Annotated in this window: 2 protein-coding genes; both read right to left on the bottom strand. The window is 48.6% G+C overall.

Annotated features, from left to right (window positions below; all coding sequences use genetic code 11):
- Positions 1 to 249: 249 nt before the first annotated feature.
- Positions 250 to 1,869 (bottom strand): DUF3352 domain-containing protein, encoded by a 1,620-nt coding sequence (locus tag RMO84_RS18555; protein ID WP_310489919.1) that lies wholly within the window; start codon positions 1,867 to 1,869, stop codon positions 250 to 252.
- 146 nt (positions 1,870 to 2,015) lie between these two features.
- Positions 2,016 to 2,828, bottom strand: a complete 813-nt coding sequence (locus RMO84_RS18550; protein WP_310489918.1) for a methyltransferase domain-containing protein — start codon at positions 2,826 to 2,828, stop codon at positions 2,016 to 2,018.
- Positions 2,829 to 2,847 lie beyond the last annotated feature (19 nt).

Here is a 2,847-nt window from a genome sequence, read left to right as displayed (position 1 = left end):
CGAGATTCCCATCCGTAGAGGCGGGGAAGTCGTGCAAACTTTTAGTGTTTATCAAGCTGACAAGATGTTGAAACCGTTTCCGCGTCCTTACGGGAATTAGGGAGTTGGGATCTATCGCGTAGATCTGAGGAGGGTACCAACAAGGGGCACCCCTACAAGTTATCTGTAGGGGTGCCCCTTGTGGGTACCCTTCATCGATGCGGGGTAAGCACGAGCAGCGCACTAATTCCTGCTCTTCTCTGCGAGAGGTTACTTCTCACTCGATTTGAGCGTGAGTAAAGCGTCAAACTGACTGGTATTTTTGTCAGGTTGAGTCGAACTCATCCCTAAGCCGCGAATGGAAGTGACGATCGCATTGACATCGGGGGGGATATTTTTGCCAGCCATCGCGCCCAATTTACTATTAACTAAACTAAATACTTTTTCGACATCGATAAAGACATAGCTTTGTTTTTGGTCGGGCATCGCGTCCATTGTCATCTTAAAATTAGCCGCGCCAGTAAGTGTTTCGCTAGCTGGTGTGGCAATTTTTTCGACCAAGCCGTCGCCGACAGTCACGATCAGGGATTTATCTGACAACCAGCCATAACTCATCACCGTACCCATACCGCCAGGAGCCTTGAGATCGGAAATCTGGGTGTTGCCGACTTTCCGTTGTTCGATCGTCGCACCCGAGCCTTTGGCGAGATTGGTGAGTTTGGTCATGGTATTGTCAGTGACAGCGCGATCGGTACTATCGATCGTTATCGCCCCACCAAAGCCCGCCTGAGCCATCATCCCAGCACTGACTGGGATCGTCCCGATCGTATAGTCGCCACCCATCCAACTAAAGACATCTTTATCGAGATCCAATTGCGTCGATTGGGTAAAACTCTGCCGCATTTGGGCGAACGTTTTTTGAGTTTCGGGATTTGCCGCCGCCACTTTATTGATTTCAGTCCAAATTTGGCTCAAGCCAGTTCCGCCAATTAGGGCAAAAGTATCGGCGGGATAGTTACCACTTGCTTTGGCAGATGTGTTAGGTAAATTGAGATTTGTACCGTCAGTTTTGGCTACCATTTTGAATCTAATGCCGTTGTCTTCGATGCCGATGCCCCCTCCGAAGGACTGAATTTTTTTCAACTGGGTCATCGTAGCCGGATCGAGCGTGGTTGGTTGGTTGCCCGATTTGATGAGCTGTTGGACTCCTTGGAGATAGTCGGGAATATAGAATGCCATCACCGGGTGTTTGAGCTGGAGACTATCGCCTTTGAACCAGTCATTTCCAGCTTTGCTAGCTAGGGACGGTTGACCCTTGGCGGTATCGATCGCCAGTTCGAGCGTATGCTGTTCGGGGGAGATGACCAAGCGATCGTTAACCATCGCGGTGAAGGTTTCACCACTCCCTTTGCCGCTATCGGTAATTTCGACCCCTTGATAATCGATCGTTTTGATGGGTTCTTTACTTTGGGCTTTGAGCTTGTTGGCAAAATCCAAAGCTTTGAGTTTATCTTTAATCCCGATCGAGATCAGCATGTGCGGCTGGGTGGACTTGCCGTCAGGATCGGGCAAAAAGGCAATCATGGCACTACCCAGCCATGGCTGGACGTCCTTGCTAAAATCCATCTTCATGTCAGTAGCAAACTTTTGTTCGAGATCCTTGAGTTGGGCGGTGACGATCTTTTGCGCTTCGGGCGTACCAAATTTTTGTAATTTCGCCCAAGTTTCGGGTTCGTTAGAGACATACGCTGCCATGTAAGCGTTTGCCGGAATCACCCCTGCGAGATCCTGAGGACTGGTTTGGCTGCTATAGATATATTTATAACCCGCAAATCCCGCTCCAGCAGCCACTACTAAAGCTGTTGCCATGAAAATGCCTTTCTTCGCCATACGTTTTAAATATTAGTTATTGGTTCGCGCTGCCACTATGAGAGAGAAAACGCAAGTATTTAGTTATCTAATTCAATCGATCGACTTTTAATTCCGGAAGCTTGGTAACGATTTAAGATAGATGACCTATATTCTACAGGTCGCACTCATTTTTGAGCGATTGCGTATAAAACATCCGACTCTAACACCCGAACGTTGTTGGTTTTTAAAAATTCTAAGCTTGCAGATTTAACCCGCATTTGGGTGGCTGGATCTAGTCGATCGATCGTGCCTCTAATTCCACCACCCATCACCATCGTCCACCAATCCTCTGGGGTATTCAGTTGGTGACGATCGGTTTCGGCAAACACTCTAATATCAGTTGCACCACACGATGATACTAATGCTTGCAGCGATGCAGGTTCGCCAATCCGATACCACGGTGTGTATTGTTTATACAAATCGGGACGTTCGGACTGGATGGCATCCCAGAATGTCCGATTGGCAGGCTCGAATACTCGCGCCCCCCAAGACGCGATCGCTAACGTACCGCCAGGACGCAGCATCCGCCACAATTCGGCAACGGCAGCTTCCATGTTGGGTAAAAAGAAAATCCCAAATACACAGACAATTGCATCGAAACTCGCGCTGGGTAAACCTAAGTTACTAAAATCAGCACATTGAAACTCAATATTTGCCAATCCTTGCTGCTGGGCTTTGGTTCGCGCCAATTTGAGTAGTGACTCAGCCAGATCGACACCCAAAACAGATCCAGTCGTCCCAACTTTTACGGCTGCGGGAATTGCCGATGCACCAGTCCCACAACAGACATCCAAAACCCGCATCCCTGGCTGGAGATCGGCTAGCTCGATCGTCCGCCGCCCGAACCGATTCCAAAAAGATAGTGCTGGCGCGTCAAAATAATCGGCGGCTGAGTTAAAAGTGATGGTGGCTTTATCGATCGCTTCTTGTTTATTCATTTAGCTAGCTCACTTGTGA

The organism is Chamaesiphon sp. VAR_69_metabat_338 (assembly GCF_031423935.1).
Classification (GTDB): domain Bacteria; phylum Cyanobacteriota; class Cyanobacteriia; order Cyanobacteriales; family Chamaesiphonaceae; genus Chamaesiphon.
Note: the sequence above shows the minus strand (reverse complement) of the source record. Positions and strands in the feature narration are given on the sequence as shown.

Excerpts from the sequence above, each read along its gene's own strand:
- RMO84_RS18550 (WP_310489918.1), bottom strand. The coding sequence starts at position 2,828 with ATGAATAAACAAGAAGCGATCGATAAAGCCACCATCACTTTTAACTCA.
- RMO84_RS18555 (WP_310489919.1), bottom strand. The coding sequence starts at position 1,869 with ATGGCGAAGAAAGGCATTTTCATGGCAACAGCTTTAGTAGTGGCTGCT.